Origin of the sequence: Proteus vulgaris, assembly GCF_023100685.1 — a bacterium.
GTDB lineage: Bacteria > Pseudomonadota > Gammaproteobacteria > Enterobacterales > Enterobacteriaceae > Proteus.
This window is the reverse complement of sequence record NZ_CP090064.1, coordinates 2,376,546-2,397,907: the sequence shown is the minus strand read 5'-3', so window position 1 is coordinate 2,397,907 and position 21,362 is coordinate 2,376,546. Positions and strand designations below refer to the sequence as shown.

Genomic DNA, 21,362 nt, shown 5'->3' with positions numbered 1-21,362 from the left:
AAAAAGAGCAGGATAATTTCTACTCTTTAAATTGATTACTACTCATTTCTTAATGAGAAGATTATTTTTTTTGCTCTTCTAATGCAGAGATCATTTGAATTTTACAAGCTGCAACAATTTGAGTTAGGCCTTCTTGGAATTCTGCTCGAGAACCAATTTCAGCTTTTGCATCACGTAAAGAGTTAACAACTTCGATAGTGCCTTCAGTAAATTGTGCTTCAGTTGCTTCTAATTTTGCAAAATCAAATTTCTTTGCATTTAAAGAGGCTACTGCATCTTTGGCAATTTTCTCTGCTGGCTCTTTTGTATCATAAGCTTTAATTGAGATATCTTTAAAAGTATCGCAGTAATCATCAGCCATTTTTGTTGGGTTAGCGAAAGCAACTGCGGGCAATAATAGCAGAGATAAGAGAAGTGGTTTCATTTTAGCCTCATGTTTATTTTTTGGTACGTACTCATTGAGTGTAACATATAAACAGGGATGACGATAAATCAGAATAAGTGTAAAAAATATAAAACGTTAATTTTTTTAATCCGATTGAATCTAATTTCATAGCTATAATTGTGTTTAAGGACAATAAGCTAGCTTTTTATTTTCAAAGGAAAATTATAATTAACAATAAATAAAATAACATAAATTTAATAATATTAGGATTTATCTTTATTTACATTTTATGATGTTGATTTTTATTTACGTTAATAATAAAAAATAGAGAATTAAATATAAAAATAAGGATAAAATGATAACCTATAATACTAAGTTAAACTTAATTTACTGTATTCTATAGGTTAATTTGTAATCACCACACTAAAGGTATAAGATTTTTTATCTTCTTCTCTAATTCAAATAACATTAAAAACTCTTAACAAAAAGAATCTATTATTCAGATTATTAGCTAAAATAATGAATAAACAAAATAATTATCATTTATAAAATATGAAAAATTTTTTAATGGGAGAGTTAAAAAATGGGGATGAAAGAGAAAAAAATCCCCTCTATAAAGATAGAGGGGTAGCTAAATGAATAAAGAATGGTTTATTTCGAGATTAAGTATATAGAAATTTAAAACTAATTTTTGTTTATTTGTGCAGCACAAAAAGTTCAGAAAATAGAATAAAAATATGTACTAGTACCCAATCCAAAATAAATCAATTATTGGCGATAAACAGTTTTAATTTGGCTAATAGTATTACGGAATGTCTCTGCTTGTTTTTCGTCATCAACTTCTGCAATCGCGCGTTCAATATTTAAAATAATACGTCCTGCATCTGCTTGGCCTAATGCTTTTAACATATAAGTGACAAGAGTTTTTAAGCAAGCCACTTCTTCTGCCAATGTTTCAACATCTGCTTGTGTTTTAAATTTTTCGTTCATTATCTACTTCCTTTGTGTTTAATTGGCCAATGATATCAAATTAGGCCGATAGAATAGCAAAGTCTTGATGAGGGATGAATAGTATAGCCTTAAGCATTTTATCAGATTGGGATCGTTAGAGTGACAATTAGGCAAAATAGTAAGCTCACACATTTACTTACTAAAATCACGCTATACTTTGAATATCAATCGTGAAGGAGAGTTTGTATATCTATTGCGATTAATAATAAGAAAAAATGCAGGAAATGGTGGAGGAGAATAAGATGAAAAAAGAGCAACTATTACATGCAATAACACATTACCCTGCACTTTATCAGCGTAAAACAGGAAATACACATAAAGGTACATTTGGAACAATTGGTATTATTGGTAGCGCTGAAGGAATGAGTGGTGCCATTGTCTTGGCTGGTAAAAGTGCATTAAAAGCGGGCTGTGGAAAAGTTTTTCTTGGTTTCGCACAGTTACAACTTCCTCTTCCTTTTATTGATAGTGCACCAGAACTCATGCTAAAAACAGCGTCTGAGTTAGTGGATAGGCAAGATATTTCTGCTTGGGCGGTTGGTTGTGGATTGGGGTTGTCAGCAAATTCTGAAAATATTTTATTAAATGTATTAGCTCAGCGGAATGAAAATCAGCCTTATGTTTTTGATGCAGATGCGCTAGTGTTGATGGCAAAATTAAAATCACAAATCTCACTTAATCAACATTGTGTATTAACGCCACATCCCAAAGAAGCCGCTATTTTACTTAATTGTACATTGAGTGATATTCAAAATAACCGAGAACAAGCAGCCAAAGAAGTGACAAAACTTTACCACTGTTGGGCAATAATCAAAGGACAACATACAGTTATTACTTCTCCTACAGGGGAGATAATAATTAATAGAACAGGTAACAGTGGATTATCAACAGCAGGAAGTGGGGATGTATTAACTGGTATCATGGGGAGTTTTTTAGCGCAAGGAATGGTAATGTCTGATGCAGTTAAAAGTGCGGTTTGGATACATGGTATAGCTGCCGATATTTTAGTTGAAAAAGGTATTGGACCAATAGGCTTAACAGCTTCAGAATTGATTGATACTGTCCGCGATGTTCGTAATCAAATATGGGCGAGAACACAAAAACATAATGCCGATTATTTTGAATAAGATCTTTTGTTTTTTCGTATAACGTATTAATAATTAAAGTAGGTTTATATTAAGATTAGATTGTTTTTAGTTAATTCACTCACAGTAATCTTTGGGTTATTGCGGTAGGATTAAGGTAAATGGAGAGTTGAGAGGAGTTATTATGTATAAAACGATTTTAGTGCCTATTGATATTGTAGAAGAAGAGTTAACCAGTAAAGCAGTACGACATGCAGTGTATTTAGCAAAAGAAACGGGAGCTAACTTACATTTAATTCATGTTCTTCCTATCTCTTCGGCAATCATTAATGCTTATTCACTGGGTTATCCAGAAATTAAAGATAAAGCGACAGTGAAAGCAGAAAATGATATGCAAATGTTGGTAGATTCGGTGGATTTACCTGCTGAAAAGGTCGCTTATACGGTTACTTTTGGCTCACCTCGTGATGAGATTTTAGTTACAGCAAAAGATATTCAAGCCGACTTAATTGTCATTGGCTCACGTAGACCTAATATTAGCACTCATTTATTAGGCTCTACAGCTGCAGGCGTAGTTCGTTACGCGGAAATTTCAGTGCTAGTTGTTCGTTAATATATTCATTAATATGCTATGAGTATTCCTCGTAGCATATTCTTATTTTGCGTAGTTTATCTTATTTATTTAATAAGCCATTTATTGAATCGACACTCTATAGAGTGAATAAGAATGGAAAAATTTACCCAAGAACTTTTAAGGCTCGATCATTTTATTCTACGCATCTTACGCTATTATGTAATAGGCTCTATTTTCTTTTTTTTAGGGTTATTACCCGGTGTATTAGGATTCTATTTAATTGAAGGGCATAGCTTTATGGAGTCCGCATTAAATGCAATTTCTATGCTGAGTGGACAACCTGTAGAGCCAGCACCTGCAACCCCAACAGGGCGCTTTTTTATTGCAATTTATGGATTGTTTCTTCAGTGTGTTTTTATTTTATCAATTGGGCTGGTTGTCACACCGTTTATTCATCGACAATTGCATAAATGGCATCTTGAGGAAGATTAAATAAGCAAGCTGTGGGTTTAACGCTACAATAATAAACAGACAATAATCTGATAATGAGGAGTTGCTATGTACAAGACAATTCTAGTACCTGTTGATATTTCAGAAGATGAGTTAACAACAAAAGCCTTACAACACGCAGTTTATATTGCCAAACTAGAAGGGGCGAAACTGCATCTTTTTCATGCTATTCCTGATATTTCACGTTTTTCTATTAGCTATAGCTATCACTATGACATGTTAAGTTCTTTTGCCAACAAAGCACTTGAACGTGTACAAGAACAACTGCAAGAATTAGCTAATAGTATCGATTTGCCTAATGAACGAGTTGAGTATTCAGCCGTATTTGGCTCTGCAAGAGATAAAGTTTTAGAGCTAGCTGAAAAAATTAATGCTGATTTGATTGTGATTGGTTCACGTCGTCCAAGTATTTCAACACACTTATTAGGTTCAAATGCGTCAGGTATCGTTGCTTATGCTAAGCAATCTGTTTTAGTTGTCCGCTAAAATTTCTCATAAAAGTAAAAATAGTAAAAGCTCCTAAATTATTTATTTAGGGGCTTTTTTGCTTTAGTTTATAAAAAATTATTTATTATTTTGGATATACATTTTCACTTCAATACTAGATAAAAAAATATAGATAGGGCGCAATTGTTTATTAATGCGGTTTTTATGCAAACATAAGGAACTTCATTGATTGAGAATGATAGGCATTCTAAAGTAGAGACTGTTATTTTTTAATGAGAGATGAGTATTATGTTGAATAACCAAAATTTTGTTGTCATGGATGTTGGACAATTTCCTGTTGTTACTATGAAAATATTCCCAGAAACTTTGGAAGATGCCAACAATTGGACAGCTGAAATGGATGTAGTACTAAACGAAAAGAAAAAATTTGTTTTGGTATATCCGTCCATTAATAAAAAAGAGAAAGAGCATAAAAAAGAAGATATGGAAGGGATGAAAGCAGTAAGACGCTGGCTAAAAGAGGGTAAGGCACTTCTTAGTGAATATTGTGCTGGTATGATAATGACTGCTGATCCACAAAAAAATGATAAAGAGCAACTGGTACAACTCTCTTCTGTTATTTCAGCTGTTTATGGTGTTCCCGTATTTGTTGCAGAAACTCTGGATGAGTCGTATGTTAAAGCTAATGAGTTGGTTGCGTAATTAAACTTCATTATAAAATGACGAAAAAGCTATTTGAGGTGCCAGCGATTTTGGCATCTTTATTATTTTATATACTCGTCATACTTCAAATTACAGCGTTATAGACGACGGCGTCTATTAGCGCAAGTTATATACCATTGCTCGTATCCTAAAAGCGCTACTTATTGGCTAGCTATACCTAGAATGATTTAGATCACATATTATTTAATGGTTTTTTCTAAAGAAGAAATCTACGAATGAGAGAGTGAGTAAATAAAGATTGATCTACCTACTGCCTTAAATATTTTATTTGTTCATAATAGTATTGAAAGATAATAGAGCGAAAAATGAGCTATGCTGATAAACTTTATATTAGCAGTGGCTCGTTTGTGATTAAAACTAAGGCATGGTATGGATAATGAGATAATGGCGGACTGCACTGCCATTTCACAAGATAAACAGCGTGAAATTACCAAATTATGTATTCAAACTGCGTTATTGCTATTGCAACATGGCGCAGAAAGTATGCTGGTTGAACAGCTTTCAACCCGTTTAGGTTTAGCTTTAGGTGTACATCAAGTCGAAAGTGCAATTTCTGCTAATGCCGTTGTATTAACGACGATAGTTAATGGACATTGCCAGACATCAACACGAAAGATAGTTGATCGTGGCATTAATATGCATGTTGTGACAGAAGTTCAGCATATTGTTATTTTAGTTGAACATCACCTTGCAGATATCCATGAAGCAAGAAAACGCTTTGAGCATATAAAACCATTACGTTATCCACGTTGGGCGATTATTTTTATGGTTGCCTTATCTTGTGGCTGTTTCTCTAAATTAAATGGTGGCAATTGGGATGGTTTTTTAGTTTCAGCTATTGGTGGCGGTCTTGGTATGTTTGTACGCCAAGTATTAACGCATCGCCAAATGAATCCACTAATTAATTTCTGTATTACCGCTTTTGTTGCCACATCTGTTTCAGGTTTATTATTAAAACTCTCTTATTTTCAAACAACCGCAACTATTTCAATGGCCGCCAGTGTTTTATTACTGGTTCCCGGATTTCCTTTAATTAATGCTGTTGCTGATATGTTTAAAGGTCATGTTAATACGGGCTTAGCGCGTTGGGCAATGGCAACAATGTTAACATTGGCAACCTGTTTAGGGGTTATTTTAGCCATGGCAGTATGGGAGTTAAGAGATTGGGCATAATAACGATTATTCTTACCCTTATTGAAGATATGATTTTAGCAGCCATTCCTGCGGTGGGTTTCGCAATGGTATTTAATGTACCTTTACGTGCTTTAAAATATTGCGCGTTATTAGGGGCAATAGGGCATGGCTCACGTACTGTACTGATTATGAGTGGAATGAATATTGAATGGGCAAGTTTCTGTGCTGCAATTTTAGTCGGTTGTATTGGCATTCAATGGTCACGTTGGTGGCTTGCGCATCCTAAAGTTTTCACTGTCGCGGCTGTTATTCCAATGTTCCCCGGAATTAATGCTTATATCGCGATGATCTCTGTGGTGAAATTAACACAAATCGGTTATAGCGAGGAGATTTTTGAAGCTTTAGTTACTAATTTCCTTAAAGCTTCATTTATTGTCGGTGCGCTCTCTATCGGGCTATCCTTGCCGGGATTATGGTTATATCGCAAGCGTCCGAGTGTATAATTTCTTACATCGCGTGTTGTAGTGAATTTAATGTAATATCCAGTTCATTTTTGTCAGAAATAATAATTTGAATTCGTAATTTGTTTTCAGACTCCAAACTTGCATGCGCTTTAACATCTTCGTTATTCGCATGCTTTTTTGTGATCTCGACTAATTCATCCATCAAATTCAGCATATTCTCATTCATTTTTAAATTTCTCCAAATCATTGATGGACTAAACCATAGCAAATCCCTTTTGCGTTAATGTCGAGAATAACGGCTTTTTCTATTCCCATTCACGCTTATTGTTTTATTTTTTACATAAAAAATAGTAAGAAAGATTGCCCAAAATAAATTTAAAAAAGGTAAAATAAAGAAAAATAAAAATAAGATTATCAGTTGGTTATTAAAGATAATTCTTATTGGGTTTAATAAAATAAAGCGTAAGGCAGATACCACTTTGAGAAAAATATTACACTATACTGCGGTTGTGTTGGGTTTATTTATTTTTACATTAAATGTTCAAGCACAAGCGCCAGAAAATTTTACAAAAGCAAAAGAGATAGCAAAAGAACGTATCTATTATGATCAAAATCAAAAATCACAAGGAACGATTTATTGTGGCTGTGATTGGGAATGGGTAGGGAAATCAGGTGGTCGTGTTGATTTAGCTAGTTGTGGCTATCAAGTAAGAACACAACAAACAAGAGCTGCACGTATTGAGTGGGAACATATTGTTCCTGCATGGGTGTTTGGGCATCAGCGTCAATGCTGGCAAAATGGAGGAAGAGCTAATTGTGTGAAAAACGATCCTGTGTTTGGCAAGATCGAAGCTGATTTACATAATTTAGCGCCTTCTATTGGTGAAGTTAATGGCGATCGTAGTAATTTCAGCTTTGGGCAATTACCTGCTCAAGCGCCTTACCAATATGGCCAATGTCGTAGCCGTGTTGATTTTGCTTCACGCACCTTTGAGCCTCGTAATGAAGTGAAAGGTCAAGTAGCAAGGGTCTATTTCTATTTACATGACCGCTATAACCTCTCAATGTCACGTCAGCAACAACAATTATTAATGGCTTGGGATAAGGCTTATCCACCAACGGTATGGGAAAAAGAGCGTGATAATCGCATTGCTCGTGTCGTTGGATATCATAATCCTTTTGTAACGGGAGAAGTGAAGTGGCAATTAGGACATAAAAATAGTGGTGCCGGATTATCTGCAACAAATAATGCACCTGTCACTAAAGCTAAAACTGAAACACCTAAACAAGTAAGTACAGCACAATCTGAAAGTATTAAGGGTAATATAAATAGCAAGATTTATCATTTTGCCCATTGCTCTGGTTATAAAACCATGTCAGATAAAAATGCTGTCTTCTTTAAAACAGAGAATGAGGCTATTAAGGCTGGTTATCGTTTAGCAAATAATTGCAAACAGCCTTAAGGGTTATTATTGAGATTACATCCAACGACGAACGTGGCGACAATATTGTTGCCACGCTTGTGGAAATAACTCACTTAAGATCTTTTCTTCACGTACTATCGTATAGCGATCAGTAATAAAGTAAAACGCAATCGCAGCACCCAAAAATCCCCAATTACCAAAAATAAAAAACAGTCCAATACTGATATCCAAAAAACCGAGATACATAGGATTACGGCTAATTTTATAAGGGCCACTTGTCACTAATTGTCGAGGTGTGTGATTGGGATTAGGAGATGTTTTTTGTTTAATAAAAAATGAGAGGCAATAAAAAAGCCAGATCCCAGAAGTCGTAATCGTGAGTAAACCTAAATAAAAAAAGAAACCCATATTCAGAGAGCCTGAATGAAGTTCAAAACCAATAAATGGAATTAGGTTAAGTAGTAACCAATAAATAAAAGGTAATCGTAAGAAATTCATTTACTCCCCCTAAAATAACATTTATTGTTATTTTTATGTTAAGTTCATCTCGTTATAGATCGACTCAGTATTGAAAATATTTTTCTTTTGTCATTATACTGTCATAAAGCTTCGTTAATTTTCACTCTAACTCCATGATGGGGAATATGAATGATAGAAGCAATGGAAATATCTCGTTACTCACAGAAAACCGGCAACAACCGTTCATTGATGTTTAATGTTCAGGATTGTGACCGGTTTTTTTGTTTTCTGCGACTAAACAGAGTCTGAAGGGGACTCATCGGTAAGCGAATGGAATACAAATAGAGATGTCGATGACTTTTTGAAGACTAACAAGGGTAAATACCACTATGAGTAGACAAAAAGCAGCAACACGTTTACGCCGAGAAAATAAACGCACCTCACGTAAAGAACAACGTAATGGGGCGCATCGAGATAATGTTATGGTTTTACCAGGATTTGGGGATATTGATACCATTGGTATGGCGAGAGAAAAGCGTGATGAACGCTTGTTATCTCCTCGCAATGAAGTACAACGCCAATATATGAATGCAATTAAACATCAAGATCTTATTTTCGCTACAGGGGAAGCAGGGTGTGGCAAAACCTTTCTCAGTACTGCAATGGCTGCCGATGCCTTAATTAATAAAGAAATAGAACGTATTATTGTTACTCGACCAGTGTTGCAGGCAGATGAAGATCTTGGGTTTTTACCTGGTGATATTGCGGAAAAATTCGCACCCTATTTTCGTCCTGTCTACGACGTATTAGTGAAACGTTTAGGCGCTTCATTCTTACAGTATTGTTTACGTCCTGAAATTGGCAAGGTTGAAATTGCACCTTTTGCTTATATGCGAGGCCGTACTTTTGAAAATGCATTTGTTATTTTAGATGAAGCACAGAATGTTACTGTGAATCAAATGAAGCTATTCTTAACTAGAATGGGTGAGAATGTCACTGTTGTGGTAAATGGAGATATTACACAGTGTGATTTACCTTCTGGTGTACCGTCTGGATTAGCGGATGCTCTTATTCGATTTGAGGCTAATAGTCGAGTAGGTGTGATTAAGTTTATGCAGGAAGATTGTGTGCGATCTACATTATGTCATCATGTATTAGCTGCTTATAATGATTAAATTGGGCATAAGAAATTTTTTATAAAATAAAAAAGGCTGCATATTATTGAGGGAGTTAATATGCAGCCTGTACAGCCAACGTTTAATCTTTAATTTATTGCTTAGCTTACGTCTTCATTATCCATAACATGGTGACGTTCAGCGTGATAACCTTCTTCGTCATAACCAAAACGCCAATAAGGAATGGCATAAATTAAGCTACGATCATAACCGTTATCACGACGAATATGACGTCTTAATGCACGAATAATTTTGTCTTCACCTGCAATCCAAAATGCCACATCTTCAGCAGGTAATTCCCATGACATAAATTCATTAATTAAGTTTTCAGTTTGTTCTTCAACTGAGCCAATCAGCCAGATTATTTCTAATCCATTAGGACGTTTAATTTCTTGACGATGCGTTTCGTCTTCTACTCGGATAACGACTTTTCCTTGAACATTAGGCTGCATGGTTTCAATTAAAGCCATTAAAGCAGGTAATGAACTTGGATCGGCTGCCATATAGTAATGTGACGCAGGGGCTAAAAGGGGATCAGGGCCACCTGGATTAGTGATCCCAATGTAGTCGCCTTGCTTAGCATTTAGTGCAAAATGAATAGCTGGGCCAACATCGTCATGAACGGCAAATTCAATGTCTAACTCTTTTTGCTCTGGGCGAATAGCACGAACACTATAAGTTCGTACAATCGATCTTGGTTCGCCTTCAGGCCATTTAGGGCCTTTTTCAGAAAAACCCGGTACTGTAGGCTTCACTTGACCTTCTAATGGTAAAAATATTTTTAGATGTGCGCCCGCTGTATCAGCAGGGTAAGTATCTAAATCATCACTAGTAAAGGTAATACAGCGCATTCCTGGCGTGACATCAGTAATACGTTTTACTTGAACTAGGCGAGGAGGCGCTGGTTTATAAATGTTTTTTTCTTGAGGTGTTTTTTGGTTACTCACGTTTTTTTACCTGACTCATTTAATTGTTTTTTCGATGTAGATATTATCATTTTCAATTAATAATGATAGTCATTATCAACATTAACTTTGATTTAGTAAAGTGAGGTGTATGTTTTACTTATCATTGTGTGATTAGGCTCAAATTACGATAAAGAAAAAACTTAAAAATCAATGTAATAAGCTTGTGGTAATAATTCAGAGGCATTAATTAGAGAAATTAGAAGAAAATAAAAACACTAAAATACAATGTGGTAGGCGGGGGCTGGTATTATTTTATTTGAAGAAAGAAATAGTTTTAGATAGTTGAAATAAAGGCAGAAAAATCAATTAATACAGTGAGTAAACTTAAAATAGTATACTCACTGTATTTTTATATGACGCCAGTAATAGATTAAGCTTTAGGATCTGGGCCAAATCTGTTGTCGCCTTTAGTTCCTTCTAGGCACATAAAGACAAAAACAATTAATCCACCAACAGCAGGAATAAATGCAAGTAAGAACATCCAACCTGATTTATCTTGGTCGTGGAAACGACGAATAGTTACAGCAAGGCTAGGTACGATAATAGCTAAAGAATAAATACCGATAATAATACCTACAATCGAACCTAATGAACTCGTTTCACCAGTGTTCATGTCTATTGATGACATTAAAATAGCATATAGAACAGTAATGATAATGGTATTTACCAGAGTAAACATCCAATATTCTTTTCTGCGAGCACGACCTGAAAAGTTAGCGTAATTATTTTTAATGACTTCCAAATACCAATTCATGACTTCATCCTTAATTTAGTAGCAACAATACGTAAGCCTAGTTTAGGTGATCTTTCTTAGCAATTAAGATAATTCTAAATTATCAAAATATATTTTTTAAAAAGACATTATGGTCATTCCCTCTATTTCATAGGGATATAAGCTTAATTTTTAAGTTAATCAAATAGGTAATATCTAAATGATGCACAATATACGTCTTTATAAACTAATACAGGTGTGGAGTGCTAAGCGGCGGGTATCATAATTACTTTAGAAATTGAATTCAACAAGTACTCTATTTTATTTCTAGTGAAGATGGCTTTTTATAGGATTTTTTATATCTTTATTTATCGTCATAACAGAATAAAAAAGATTTTATCCCTTACTATTAATCAAAAATGATGTATTTATAGTTATTTTATCAATGCGTTTGATTTAATTTTAGTTAATTATGGGAAATAAGAAAGGGCTAAAATAATATCAGCCCTTTGTGTTTATTTTACCGTTGTGCGGTACTATGTTTTATATTGCTGTGTGTGTTTTGCCTTTACTTCACTTTCATTCCCGCAAGCGTCATTAAGAATCGAAAAAGAGAAGAAACCGCAAATAAAGCTAAAACACTACAAAACCAAATTGTAATTAGCCAGCCCCATTTTTTTAATAATGAGGGTTTGCTTTGTATTTGTGGATCAGTGATAGCCTTCTTCATAATTGGTTTTTCCTCTGAAAACGTAATAACTCCAGAATGTGTAAACGAGAATAATTGGAATAATAAAGAGTGCGCCAACTAGCATAAATCCTTGGCTTTCTGGTGGTGCAGAAGCTGCTACAAAACTCACGGCAGGCGGAATAATGTTAGGCCAAATACTGATGCCTAATCCGGCAAAACCTAAGAAAATTAAAGCCAATGCTCCAAAGAAAGGAAGATAATGTCCTTGTTTTTTTATCGAACGCAAAATCAGCCATGAGCTGTATAACACTAAAAGTGGAACGGGCAAAAAGAAGAACAAGTTAGGTAACGTGAACCAGCGTTCAGCAATGGCAGGTTGTGCTAGTGGCGTCCATGCACTAACAACAGCGATCACAGCAAGCATTACCAGTGTCAGTGGTTTAGCAACTTTATATAAATTTTGCTGTAAATGGCCTTCGGTTTTCATAATTAGCCAGCCACATCCTAATAAGGAGTAGGCGATAACTAAACCAAAACCACAAAAGAGTGCAAAAGGCGACAGCCAATCAAAATAGCTACCTGCAAATGTACGATTAACAACAGGTAAACCTTGAACTACGCTACCAACGACAACGCCTTGCATAAAGGTTGCTAGTATTGATCCGAAAATAAAGGATTTGTCCCAAAAGCTTTTGTGACTGTTATCTGCTTTAAAACGAAATTCAAAGGCAACACCACGGAAAATCAGCGCGACAAGCATTAAAGTTAAAGGCATTGCTAATGCATCAAGAATAACAGCATAAGCAAGCGGAAATGCCCCAAATAATGCAGCTCCCCCCAAGACTAACCATGTCTCGTTACCATCCCACACTGGGGCTACGGTATTCATCATTAAGTCACGATCTTGGTCGCTTTTAATAAATGGATAGAGCATACCGATACCGAGATCGAAGCCATCCATTACAATATACATTAATGTACTAAATACGATGATGATGAACCAAATAACGGGTAAATCAATTCCCATGATGAACCTCCGAAGTACCTTTACGGATCAGTCTTAACATATAGGCATATCCAACACCGAACACAGAACCATAAACAACAAAGAAGATCAGTAGGCTTATACTCATATGCATTTCACCATGAGCAGAGACGGCGTCTCGTGTTCGCTGTATGCCATAAACAACCCAAGGCTGACGACCTACTTCTGTTGTAAACCAACCTGCAAGAATAGCGATAAGACCTGATGGCGCCATTAAAAATGTTAAACGTAAGAAGGTCTTAGATTCATAAAGTCTCTTTTTATATCGCAGCCAAGTTCCCCAAACACCCACTAAAATCATTAACATCCCTAGGCCAACCATAATGCGGAAAGACCAGAAAACGATAAGTGAATTAGGTCGGTCTTCTTTAGGGAATTCTTTTAATGCCGGAACTTGTTTTTCTAAGCTGTGAGTTAAGATCATGCTGCCAAGATAAGGGATTTCTATCTTATATTTCGTTTCTTCAGCATCCATATCAGGCATACCAAAAAGAATTAACGGTGTTGCTTCACCCGGTTTATTTTCCCAATGGCCTTCAATAGCAGCAATTTTTGCAGGCTGATGTTTTAAGGTATTTAAACCATGGACATCACCAATGAGTGCTTGAATTGGTGCTAAAATTAAAATCATCCACAAAGACATTGAAAGCATCTTTTTCATTGCTGATGTTTTATTGCCTTTAAGGAGATGCCACGCTGCAGAAGCTGCAATAAAGAAAGCAGAAGCAAGGAATGCGGCAACACCCATATGAGCGAGACGATAAGGGAAAGAGGGGTTAAAAATAACCGCAATCCAATCTACGGGTACAACTTGGTTATTAATGATTTCGAATCCTTGTGGTGTCTGCATCCAGCTATTTGATGCCAAGATCCAAAACGTTGACATCAATGTGCCTAATGCCACCATACAGGTTGCGAAAAAGTGAAGTTTTTCACCCACTTTATTCCAACCAAATAGCATTACACCCAAAAAACCCGCTTCTAGGAAGAAAGCGGTAAGTACTTCATAAGTCAGCAAAGGGCCTGTAATTGAGCCGGCAAAATCAGAAAAAAAGCTCCAGTTGGTTCCAAATTGATAGGCCATAACCAAACCAGAGACAACACCCATAGCAAAGTTAACAGCGAATATTTTTGACCAGAAATGAAATAACGCTAAATAATCCTTATTGCGAGTTTTTAACCATAAACCTTCCAATACAGCTAAAAAACTAGCCAGTCCGATAGTAATTGCGGGGAAGATAATATGAAAAGAAACTGTGAACGCAAATTGGATACGCGCCAAATCGAAGGCACTTAACCCAAGCATAAAAACCTCGTTTTATTGATATGTAAATTGCAGGTAAATCGTGTGGATTAGTAGACCATATGACAGTAAGCTATAATAGTGACAATAAGTTTAAAAATGACTATAACAGTTTTGAGGTGAACAGTTTTATATGACTCGATATGAACAGCTTGCAGCGCAAATACGCCAGCAGATTGAAGATAATATCTGGCAATCTGGCGACCGTTTACCTTCATTGCGGGATACGGTAAAACAATCAGGTTTAAGTTTAATGACTGTTTTACAATCGTATCAGTTATTAGAAAGCCAAGGATGGATAACCGCGCGACCACAATCAGGTTATTACGTTGCACATCGTAATACACGCTTTGGTCAAGTGACAGCCAGTAAAGGACTACACATGAGTGAAAATGTTGAGATTAGTACCTCCATTTTTAATGTGCTCCAAGCATGTAAAGATCCTGAGATTATTCCTTTTGGTTCAGCATTTCCCGATCCTAGTTTATTTATCCAACCTAAACTCAGCAGTGCATTAGCATCGGCAGCAAGGCATTTAGCACCTCAAAGTTCAGTAATTAATTTACCACCAGGAAATGAAAAGTTACGCCGTAACATTGCACAACGCTATGCATTGCAAGGCATTCACGTCTCTCCAGATGACATTGTTATTACTGCGGGTGCAATGGAATCATTGAGCTTTAGTTTACAGGCTGTAACCGAACCAGGTGATTGGGTTGTGATTGAATCACCTGCATTTTATGGCGCGTTACAAGCTATTGAACGTTTACGTTTAAAAGCCATTGCGATTCGAACAGATCCTGTAACAGGAATTTGTTTAGATGAACTCGAAAAAGTAGTGGATCAATACGATATAAAAGCGTGTTGGTTGATGAGTCATTGCCAAAACCCATTAGGTGGAACAATGCCTGATGAAAATAAAATAAGGCTGGTGGAGATATTAGCGAAAAAACAGATAACGTTAATTGAAGATGATGTCTATGGAGAACTCTATAACAGTCAAAAGGCACCAATGCCAGTAAAAGGCTTTGATAAAACGAATAGCGTATTACATTGTGCTTCTTTTTCTAAATGTTTGGCTCCAGGCTTTCGCGTAGGTTGGGTTGCTGCAGGAAAACACGCAACAAAAATACAACAGCTACAAATGATGAGTACAGTTTCTGCGAGTATGCCGACACAGCAAGCCATTGCGGACTACCTATCTCAAGGAGGCTATGATACGCATCTTCGTCGATTAAGATTATTATTAGAACAAAGGCGTTATCGTATGTTACAAGCCATACAGTCACATTTACCTGAAGATGTAAAAGTGAATATTCCGACAGGCGGATATTTTCTCTGGCTAGAATTTGAATCAACATTTGATGCAAATAAACTGTATCACTTTGCATTGGAAAGAGGGGTCAGTATTGCACCGGGTTCTATGTTTTCCACCAGCTCTCAATTTAACCATGCCTTTCGTTTAAATTCTTCTTTTCAATGGAATAGCAGGACAGAAAAAGGAATGGAAATTATCGGTGAAGGATGTAGAAAATTACGACGTAAATAGCGGACGTTAGCGCACATTTTTAAAAGTTATATATTGATTTATGAACGGTAATCTCCAATGATTAATTCTTAACCTCATTATCAGACTGACTAGCCAGATATTGCAGGAGGACACAATGAAGCTACGTTGTTTTGATCAACAAGAGTTACCGTTTATTCCATGGAGTAATCAAAAAGGCACAACCCAAGAAATTGTGTGTTGGCCTGTGAATAATGATTTTTCATGGCGAGCGTGTTTAACATCTATCGAAGATAATGGCTCATTAGGGCAGTTTCCTGATATAGAACGGCAAATGGTGCTATTAGAAGGCAATGGACTTAATTTAAATAGCGCGGGGTTCCTGAGTCACTCTGTCACTGATCCTTATCAACCTTTTGATTTTTCAGGTGATATTCATGTTAAATCAGAGCTGATTAAAGGAGGCGTAAAATGTTTAAATATTATGGTACGCAGAACATGCTGGAAAGCAGAAACCACATTAGTAACGCAACCACTAATATTACCAAGTTCTCATGCGGGACTTATTTATATAACGCAAGGTGAATGGACTTTAACTGGCGCTACTTGTCAGCATTTATCAAAAGGGCAAGGTGCATGGTGGTTACCTGATATTCGAGAAGGTGAGATAAGGCCGTTAACCGCAAATTGCCAATTATTATGGGCAGATATTCGACCACTAAAATAAAGGTATTTTTTGTGGTCAAATACTGACTGAAATAATAAATGATGCTTAGGATTATGGCTAATTAAAAGCCAGATTAACGGCGGCAAAAGTGAGTAATCCACCGGCAATACCATCGTTATAACGACGACGTTTATCACTTAAACCGCCTTTTAAGCCGATATAAGCAAAGAAGCTACCAAGAAGACCATAAATAATTAAGCAAGTCGTGATAAATATCCCAGATAACAGCAATGATTGTGTTGCGACATCATTATGATTATCAATAAAGTTTGGTAAAATAGCGAGATAAACTAATAAGCCTTTAGGATTAAGGAAACTGGTTAAAAAACCTTTACGAAATAGAGATGAAGTTTTAGTGGCATTAAGGACTAACTTTCCTTTTTTGCAGGCTGATATCAACATTTTAATGGCAAGATAACTGATATAGGCAACACCGACCCATTTGAGTAAGTGAAATATAATGGGAGATGTAGATACTAAGGCGGCAAGCCCTAAGGCACTCAATAACGCATGGGTTAAATAACCGGATATCACGCCTAAATTCGCAATCCATGCTGATTTCATTCCCCCTGATAACCCTTGGGATGAGATAAAAAGAATATCAGGCCCAGGTGTACAGATAAGCGGTAGAACAGTCAGTGCGAATAATAATAAAGTGTTAAATTCCATCTTTTCACCTGATAGAGATAGATTAAGAGAAACATCGTTTTTGCTGTGAAATTTAGCGGAAAGATTATATGATGTTTTCGAAAAAATCGGGTTGCTTTGTTGCTAACAAAAAGAATTAATTGGCAATAAAATTCCACAAATAGAATTAAGGTTAATCTTTGATGTCAATAAAATTAGATAAGATAGATAAACATATTTTGCAGGTGCTTCAACGTGATGGCAAAATCCAAAATATTGAGCTAGCAAAAGAAGTTGGGCTCTCACCGTCACCTTGTCTTCGCCGAGTGCGTTTACTTGAAGAGTCGGGAGTGATCACGCGTTATGTTGCTGTATTAGATGGTAGTATGGTTGATGCAGGTTTATCTTTATTCGCAAGGATCTGGTTTAGAGCACAGGATGCAGAAACCATAGAAGAATTTGTAACGGCCATTAAGGTGTTACCTGAAGTGGTTGAGTGCCATTTAATGGCCGGCGAGTGTGATGCGTTAATTCGGATAGTGACTAAAGATTTAGCAACATATCGTCGTTTTCATGCCGATTATTTAACACAAATTCCAAGCATCCAAAGTATAAAAACAGAAGTACCAATGGAAACGGTAAAAGTGAGTTTTGCTTTACCACTTTAATTTTCTAAATATTTAGAATTATTTTATTTTTAATTATCACAGACATATTTAATAGAGAAAGCCTCAAGTTAAATCTTAACAGAGGCTTTTTTATTGGTATAAGTTAAACTATCCAGCTTTTAATAAACCGATATATCTCTGGTGTATAAAGTAACATACAGAAAAATAATGAGGCACCAATAAAATAGAGATAAAACGACCAAGTACATAAAGAGACAATAATTAGCATTAATATGGTAAGAATAACGATACAAAGCCTGATCTGAGTGAGCGTGATTTGACCCGCGCACGATAATAATTCACCAATTAATTCAAAAAGATCGGCAATTTTCCTTCCTTAAAATAAATCCATTTAATTGAAATCAGTATATTGTGCTTGTTTATTATAGTCTAATTGTTTATCTGCAAGTTATTTATATTATTTTTTGTGTACTTATAGTAATAGAGCCAATAAATAGCTCTATTACTATATTTGATTTCTTGTTTAGATTATCAATAAAGAAACTTATTTTGTTTGAGATAAATTGGAAAATTCTTTTGTTACAATTTCAGTTGCTTTAACAATAATATCTTTACGGTATTTCGCATTCTGTTCTTGTTGTGTGAAATAGACGACTAAAATTAATGGTGCATGGTTTTCAGGCCAAATAACGGCTATATCATTAGTTGTGCCATAATCACCACTACCGGTTTTATCTCCAACAATCCAATGCTTTGGTAAACCCGCTTTAATACTGTGATCGCCTGTTGTATTACCTTTTAACCAAGTAACAAGTTGTTGGCGTTGAGATTGACCTAATGCGTCACCTAATGTTAATGCTTGAAGGCTTTTAGCCATCGCAATTGGAGAGGTGGTATCACGAGGATCACCATGAATGGCTGTATTTAATTCAGGCTCTTTGCGATCTAGGCGATAAGTTACATCATTAATTGAACGTGCAAATTGAGTAACACTGGAAGGTCCTCCTAAATAATCTAGGATTTTATTCATTGCCGTATTATCGCTATATTGCAAGGTAGCCGCACTTAATTGAGCCAATGTCATTCCAGTTGCTAAATGTTTTTCTGTAATTGGGCTATATGGGACTAAATCGGCTTTTTTGATGGTTATATAGTTATTAAGCAATCCTGCTTGTTTTTCACTCTCTTTTAAAACGGCGGCTACAGCCATAACTTTGCTGGTACTAGCCATGGCAAAGCGCTCATCACCACGATAAGTTATTTGTGAGTTATCTTTAGTATTAATTAACGCAACGCCTAAACGGCCTTGGCTATTTTTTTCAAGTGTCGCTAATTGTTCTTCAATAGTGCTATTTGTTTTAGCCCATAGCATTGGTGAAGCCAGTAGAGATATTAATGAAACTGCGATCACTGCAATTTGACGGTATGTTGTTTTAAACATAGAAATTGATGCTCATATTAATTTAATAAAGAAAGTTCAATATAAATAGATGGTTATCGACAAGAGATAATGCTATTTATTTACTAGGTGCAATATCCTATTTAATTGATTTATTGACAATCGATAATAAATCGCCTTAGCCTATAGAAAATCTAATGGCTCATAATATTATGCGAACACATCTTCCTCTCAATGCACTACGTGCTTTTGAAGCATCCGCAAGACACCTTAATTTCACCAAAGCTGCATTAGAACTCTATGTGACTCAAGGCGCGGTGAGTCAACAAGTGAGAATGCTAGAAGAACGTTTGGGCATGATGCTGTTTAAGCGTTTACCCCGTGGTTTGGAGATAACAGATGATGCACAGATCTTATTTTCGGTATTAACAACCGCGTTTAGTGATATCGAACGAGTATTTAAACAGTTCGAGCGAGGTGAATACCGTGACGTTGTTTCGATTGCCACTGTGGGAACATTTGCTGTTGGCTGGTTATTACCTCGATTGGCTGAATTTAAGCAACAATATCCAAGAATAGAAGTGAATTTAAGAACAAATAATAATGTAGTTAATTTGGCAACCGAAGGACTTGATTTTGCCATTCGATTTGGCGAAGGGTTATGGCCTTTAACTCATAATAAAGCCTTATTTTCTGCACCATTAACGGTCTTGTGCTCACCAACAACAGCAAAACGACTACATTATCCAACTGACTTAATAAATGAAAATTTATATCGTTCTTATCGAGAAGATGAATGGTCACAATGGTTTGAAAAAGCAGATATGCCACCAATAAAAATAACAGGTTCTATTTTTGATTCTTCACGTTTAATGGTAGAAAGCGCGATTTATGAAGACGGAGTTGCATTAGCGCCTGCAAAGATGTTTTCAAGAGAAATAGAAAGTGGTCAACTAATACAACCTTTTAAAATAGAAGTTGAAATGGGTAAGTATTGGTTAACGTATTTAAAATCAAAACCAATGACCGCATCAATGGAAATATTTCAGCAATGGTTAATGAATGAAGCGCTAAAAGAGTGTAGTAAGTGATATAAAATAAATAGCACTGATTAATGTCAGTGCTATTTATTATTTTTTACTCGTCGTATATTTTTTAATTACAAAGAAAAATGTTCTCTAACGATTTCTCTGCCTATTTCAATAGATGCTGTTGCTGCAGGTGATGGAGCATTACACACATGTAATGAACGTTTACCTTTTACAAAATGGAAATCATCTACTAGTTTTCCTTCACGAGTTAATGCTTGAGCTCGAACTCCCGCAGGACCCGGATGAATATCTGCTTCACGTAAATCAGGAATTAATTTTTGTGCATTCGCAGTAAATAATTTGCGGGAATATGAACGACGAAGCTCTGCCATTCCTTCGCCTAAATAATTACCTGCAATTTTCCAAAAGCCCTTATAAGTGAGCACTTCAGCGAGATCTTTTAAGTTAATATCGCTTTTTTTATAACCTTCGCGTTTAAACGCTAATACCGCATTAGGCCCAACATCGCGATGTCCGTTATACATGCGCGTGAAGTGTACACCTAAGAATGGAAAATCAGGGTTAGGAACGGGATAAATTAGATGGTTGACTAAGTAGTTTTTATTGGCATTAAGCATAAAGTATTCACCACGGAATGGGACTATCTTCATACCAGTGTCATAACCTGCCATTTTAGCAATACGATCACTAAATAACCCTGCACAATTAATCAACCATTTGCCTGTAAATCGTTCATTGGATGTCGTTACAGTGACACTATCATCGGTTTCATTAATTGCTGTAACCGCTTGTCCAAATATAAATTCACCGCCACGAGATTGAATAATTTCAACGTGTTTTGCTGCAATTTCAGAGTAATTCACAATACCTGCATCAGGAACTAATAAGGCAGCAATACCATTGACATAAGGCTCTCTAACTTTAAGCTCACTTTCAGTCATTTTGATAACTTCAAGCCCATTATCAATGCCACGTTGATAAATGTTTTCTAACGCATTTAGCTCTTTTTCATTGGTAGCGACAATCACTTTGCCACAACGATCGTAATAAAGATTATGTTGTTGGCAAAACGCATAAGTGGTGATATTCCCTTGTTTAGCCAGCCTTGCTTTAAGGCTCCCTGGAGTATAATAAATACCAGAATGAACAACATTACTGTTATGTCCACTTTGATGAGCCGCAGGGCCAGATTCTTTATCAATCACTAGTAGTTTTAGTTCAGGTTGACTTTCTTGTAGCGCACTTGCAACCCCTAATCCGACTAATCCCGCACCAATAATAATCACGTCATACGTCATAATCTTATCCATT

The 21,362-nt window shown here is 35.9% G+C and carries 25 protein-coding genes; 13 read left to right on the top strand and 12 right to left on the bottom strand.

The features are described 5' to 3' along the window. Positions 1 to 61: 61 nt before the first annotated feature. The gene (locus LW139_RS11695; RefSeq protein WP_006536483.1) at positions 62 to 424 is read right to left on the bottom strand and encodes a hypothetical protein; all 363 of its coding nucleotides are present in this window, start codon (positions 422 to 424) and stop codon (positions 62 to 64) included. 729 nt (positions 425 to 1,153) lie between these two features. Next, positions 1,154 to 1,375 (bottom strand): DUF2594 family protein, encoded by a 222-nt coding sequence (locus LW139_RS11690; RefSeq protein WP_036936466.1) that lies wholly within the window; start codon positions 1,373 to 1,375, stop codon positions 1,154 to 1,156. Between the two features lie 263 nt (positions 1,376 to 1,638). Here LW139_RS11690 and LW139_RS11685 point away from each other — a divergent pair, with 263 nt between their 5' ends. The 7 genes from LW139_RS11685 (at position 1,639) to LW139_RS11655 (ending at position 6,372) form a co-directional block, all read left to right on the top strand. Further along, positions 1,639 to 2,523 carry an NAD(P)H-hydrate dehydratase gene (locus LW139_RS11685; protein WP_227335379.1) on the top strand — a complete coding sequence of 295 codons (885 nt, stop codon included), beginning with the start codon at positions 1,639 to 1,641 and terminating at the stop codon, positions 2,521 to 2,523. Positions 2,524 to 2,665: 142 nt separating this feature from the next. Continuing rightward, positions 2,666 to 3,094 (top strand): universal stress protein, encoded by a 429-nt coding sequence (locus tag LW139_RS11680; protein WP_036912874.1) that lies wholly within the window; start codon positions 2,666 to 2,668, stop codon positions 3,092 to 3,094. Positions 3,095 to 3,208: 114 nt separating this feature from the next. Further along, a complete protein-coding gene (locus tag LW139_RS11675; RefSeq protein ID WP_109407610.1) occupies positions 3,209 to 3,547 on the top strand; it encodes a hypothetical protein in 339 nt (112 codons plus the stop codon). A 66-nt stretch (positions 3,548 to 3,613) separates the two neighbouring features. Next, complete coding sequence (locus LW139_RS11670) at positions 3,614 to 4,051, top strand: universal stress protein (RefSeq protein WP_109407609.1); 438 nt, start codon at positions 3,614 to 3,616, stop codon at positions 4,049 to 4,051. A 249-nt stretch (positions 4,052 to 4,300) separates the two neighbouring features. Beyond that, positions 4,301 to 4,714 carry a hypothetical protein gene (locus LW139_RS11665; RefSeq protein ID WP_166540018.1) on the top strand — a complete coding sequence of 138 codons (414 nt, stop codon included), beginning with the start codon at positions 4,301 to 4,303 and terminating at the stop codon, positions 4,712 to 4,714. A gap of 390 nt (positions 4,715 to 5,104) precedes the next feature. After that, complete coding sequence (locus LW139_RS11660) at positions 5,105 to 5,908, top strand: threonine/serine ThrE exporter family protein (RefSeq protein ID WP_109407607.1); 804 nt, start codon at positions 5,105 to 5,107, stop codon at positions 5,906 to 5,908. Next, positions 5,899 to 6,372 (top strand): threonine/serine exporter, encoded by a 474-nt coding sequence (locus LW139_RS11655; RefSeq protein ID WP_176694679.1) that lies wholly within the window; start codon positions 5,899 to 5,901, stop codon positions 6,370 to 6,372. The genes LW139_RS11660 and LW139_RS11655 overlap by 10 nt, the downstream gene beginning before the upstream one ends. Positions 6,373 to 6,376: 4 nt before the next feature. Here LW139_RS11655 and LW139_RS11650 read toward each other — a convergent pair whose 3' ends face one another. Further along, the gene (locus LW139_RS11650) at positions 6,377 to 6,559 is read right to left on the bottom strand and encodes a hypothetical protein (protein WP_036912881.1); all 183 of its coding nucleotides are present in this window, start codon (positions 6,557 to 6,559) and stop codon (positions 6,377 to 6,379) included. Between the two features lie 253 nt (positions 6,560 to 6,812). Between LW139_RS11650 and LW139_RS11645 the strand changes: the two genes are divergently transcribed. Then, entirely contained in the window at positions 6,813 to 7,796 is a 984-nt protein-coding gene (locus tag LW139_RS11645; RefSeq protein ID WP_247849976.1) for an endonuclease, read from the top strand. Between the two features lie 15 nt (positions 7,797 to 7,811). Here the strand turns inward: LW139_RS11645 and LW139_RS11640 are convergent, their stop codons facing one another. Continuing rightward, positions 7,812 to 8,255, bottom strand: coding sequence for a methyltransferase family protein (locus LW139_RS11640; RefSeq protein ID WP_109407605.1), 444 nt, complete (start codon positions 8,253 to 8,255; stop codon positions 7,812 to 7,814). A gap of 350 nt (positions 8,256 to 8,605) precedes the next feature. Between LW139_RS11640 and phoH the strand changes: the two genes are divergently transcribed. After that, complete coding sequence (phoH, locus tag LW139_RS11635) at positions 8,606 to 9,391, top strand: phosphate starvation-inducible protein PhoH (protein ID WP_109407604.1); 786 nt, start codon at positions 8,606 to 8,608, stop codon at positions 9,389 to 9,391. Positions 9,392 to 9,492: 101 nt separating this feature from the next. Here the strand turns inward: phoH and LW139_RS11630 are convergent, their stop codons facing one another. The 5 genes from LW139_RS11630 to LW139_RS11610 all read right to left on the bottom strand — a co-directional run bounded on the left by LW139_RS11630 (position 9,493) and on the right by LW139_RS11610 (position 14,113). Beyond that, complete coding sequence (locus LW139_RS11630; RefSeq protein WP_109407603.1) at positions 9,493 to 10,338, bottom strand: siderophore-interacting protein; 846 nt, start codon at positions 10,336 to 10,338, stop codon at positions 9,493 to 9,495. Positions 10,339 to 10,729: 391 nt separating this feature from the next. After that, positions 10,730 to 11,113 (bottom strand): DUF805 domain-containing protein, encoded by a 384-nt coding sequence (locus LW139_RS11625; RefSeq protein ID WP_088495407.1) that lies wholly within the window; start codon positions 11,111 to 11,113, stop codon positions 10,730 to 10,732. Between the two features lie 526 nt (positions 11,114 to 11,639). After that, positions 11,640 to 11,801 (bottom strand): DUF2474 domain-containing protein, encoded by a 162-nt coding sequence (locus tag LW139_RS11620; protein WP_072068259.1) that lies wholly within the window; start codon positions 11,799 to 11,801, stop codon positions 11,640 to 11,642. Next, positions 11,782 to 12,789, bottom strand: a complete 1,008-nt coding sequence (cydB, locus tag LW139_RS11615) for a cytochrome d ubiquinol oxidase subunit II (protein ID WP_109407602.1) — start codon at positions 12,787 to 12,789, stop codon at positions 11,782 to 11,784. Before cydB ends, LW139_RS11620 begins: the two co-directional genes overlap by 20 nt. Beyond that, positions 12,779 to 14,113, bottom strand: a complete 1,335-nt coding sequence (locus LW139_RS11610) for a cytochrome ubiquinol oxidase subunit I (RefSeq protein WP_166540016.1) — start codon at positions 14,111 to 14,113, stop codon at positions 12,779 to 12,781. Before LW139_RS11610 ends, cydB begins: the two co-directional genes overlap by 11 nt. Positions 14,114 to 14,243: 130 nt before the next feature. Between LW139_RS11610 and LW139_RS11605 the strand changes: the two genes are divergently transcribed. Then, positions 14,244 to 15,659 carry a PLP-dependent aminotransferase family protein gene (locus LW139_RS11605; protein ID WP_109407600.1) on the top strand — a complete coding sequence of 472 codons (1,416 nt, stop codon included), beginning with the start codon at positions 14,244 to 14,246 and terminating at the stop codon, positions 15,657 to 15,659. A gap of 115 nt (positions 15,660 to 15,774) precedes the next feature. Continuing rightward, positions 15,775 to 16,344: a HutD/Ves family protein gene (locus LW139_RS11600; RefSeq protein WP_166540015.1), complete on the top strand. Its 570-nt coding sequence runs from the start codon at positions 15,775 to 15,777 to the stop codon at positions 16,342 to 16,344. Positions 16,345 to 16,401: 57 nt separating this feature from the next. Here LW139_RS11600 and LW139_RS11595 read toward each other — a convergent pair whose 3' ends face one another. Further along, complete coding sequence (locus LW139_RS11595) at positions 16,402 to 17,013, bottom strand: LysE family translocator (RefSeq protein ID WP_109407598.1); 612 nt, start codon at positions 17,011 to 17,013, stop codon at positions 16,402 to 16,404. A 161-nt stretch (positions 17,014 to 17,174) separates the two neighbouring features. Here LW139_RS11595 and LW139_RS11590 point away from each other — a divergent pair, with 161 nt between their 5' ends. Beyond that, positions 17,175 to 17,639, top strand: coding sequence for an Lrp/AsnC family transcriptional regulator (locus LW139_RS11590; RefSeq protein WP_166540014.1), 465 nt, complete (start codon positions 17,175 to 17,177; stop codon positions 17,637 to 17,639). A gap of 505 nt (positions 17,640 to 18,144) precedes the next feature. Here LW139_RS11590 and bla read toward each other — a convergent pair. Next, positions 18,145 to 19,041, bottom strand: a complete 897-nt coding sequence (gene bla / locus LW139_RS11585) for a class A beta-lactamase (RefSeq protein ID WP_247849975.1) — start codon at positions 19,039 to 19,041, stop codon at positions 18,145 to 18,147. Between the two features lie 170 nt (positions 19,042 to 19,211). On the opposite strand from bla, the gene LW139_RS11580 reads away from it, so the two are divergent. Further along, positions 19,212 to 20,090 carry a LysR family transcriptional regulator gene (locus LW139_RS11580; RefSeq protein ID WP_247851216.1) on the top strand — a complete coding sequence of 293 codons (879 nt, stop codon included), beginning with the start codon at positions 19,212 to 19,214 and terminating at the stop codon, positions 20,088 to 20,090. Between the two features lie 68 nt (positions 20,091 to 20,158). Here the strand turns inward: LW139_RS11580 and lhgO are convergent, their stop codons facing one another. Beyond that, positions 20,159 to 21,361: an L-2-hydroxyglutarate oxidase gene (gene lhgO / locus LW139_RS11575; RefSeq protein WP_166540012.1), complete on the bottom strand. Its 1,203-nt coding sequence runs from the start codon at positions 21,359 to 21,361 to the stop codon at positions 20,159 to 20,161. Position 21,362: the final 1 nt, after the last annotated feature.